Genomic DNA, 1154 nt, shown 5'->3' with positions numbered 1-1154 from the left:
GCCCCCGCGTACAAGGCGCCGAGCTGAGCCTCGCCGTGCCCGACCCCGCCGCGGAGCTGGCCCGTTGGCTCTCCGCCGGCTGCCGCCCCGTCGAGGTGGACGTGCGCCGCCCGAGCCTCGACGACCTCTACCGCGCCTTGGCTCACCGCCGACAGGAGCTGCCGAAGGAGACCGCCGATGCCGCCTGAAGCCGCAACGCACACCGCCCCCGCTCACACGACCACCCTCCGCACCACCGCCCTAATCCGCCACAACACCCGCCTCCTCCTCGCCGAACCCGGCCCCCTCCTCAGCCGCCTGATCGTCCCCGTCGGCTTCCTCGCCCTCATGCGCCCACTCCTGGTCGCCACTCAGGGCCAGAAGACCGGCACCGAGCAGGCAGTCATCGGCTCCCTCGTCACCTTCTCGCTCCTCGGCCTGAGCATCGTCGGCAGCGCCGTGCTCTCCGAGCGCGTCCAGCGCACCTGGGACCGGATGCGCGCCACCGCCGCCCGCCCCGCCGAACTCCTCGCCGGCAAGGCCGTACCCGTCATGGCCGCCCTGCTCGCCCAGCAGGCGGTGGTGCTCGGCGTCGGCATCGCGGCCTTCGGCGTCGACGTCCTCGCGCCCGCCCTGCTGATCCTGGTCTGCCTCTCCTGGACCACCGCGCTGCTCGCGCTCGGCGCGGCGCTGGGCGTCACGGCGCGCAGCTTCGGCGAGCTCTCGCTCGGCTACGACGTCGGCGGCATGATCCTCGGCACCGTCGGCGGCGCCCTCGTACCGCTGGCGACGCTGCCCGCCTGGGTCCAGGTCATCGCCCCTGCCTCTCCCGGCTATTGGGCGGTCTCCGCCTTCCGCGCGGCCCTCCACGGCGATACGTCCACCGCCCTCCCGGCCTGCGGCGCCCTCCTGCTCTTCGCCGCCGCGGCGGCCGCGCTCGCCGCATGGCGGCTGAGCCGCGGGGCGGCACGGTCGGACCGGATGTGACACTGGAGCCATGGCCGCAAGGACAGCCATGACCGGAAGGGGCCCGGCACCACGACGCCGGACCTTGGTCGCCTGCGCGGCCGCGGCCGCCGCGCACACGGTGCTCAGCGGTTGCACGGACGACAAGCAGCCGGCCGACAGCAAAGCACCACCCAGGACTTCGCCCGGTCGCAACCCCTCTCGTACGC

Annotated in this window: 1 protein-coding gene and 1 pseudogene; both read left to right on the top strand. The window is 74.4% G+C overall.

From position 1 onward, the window contains the following. Nucleotides 1-188 (top strand): annotated as a pseudogene (locus G5C51_RS42115) (ABC transporter ATP-binding protein); the annotation flags it as partial. Continuing rightward, on the top strand, nucleotides 178-966 hold the full coding sequence (locus G5C51_RS42110) for an ABC transporter permease (protein ID WP_165246225.1): 789 nt from the start codon (nucleotides 178-180) through the stop codon (nucleotides 964-966). The pseudogene G5C51_RS42115 and the gene G5C51_RS42110, both read left to right, overlap by 11 nt. Nucleotides 967-1154 lie beyond the last annotated feature (188 nt).

Origin of the sequence: Streptomyces coryli (genome assembly GCF_011044975.1) — a bacterium.
Classification (GTDB): domain Bacteria; phylum Actinomycetota; class Actinomycetes; order Streptomycetales; family Streptomycetaceae; genus Streptomyces; species Streptomyces coryli.
This window is presented reverse-complemented; position numbering and strand designations above follow the sequence as displayed.

Bases quoted from the DNA above. Each gene is read 5' to 3' on its own strand.
- G5C51_RS42110 (WP_165246225.1), top strand. From the start codon at position 178: ATGCCGCCTGAAGCCGCAACGCACACCGCCCCCGCTCACACGACCACC.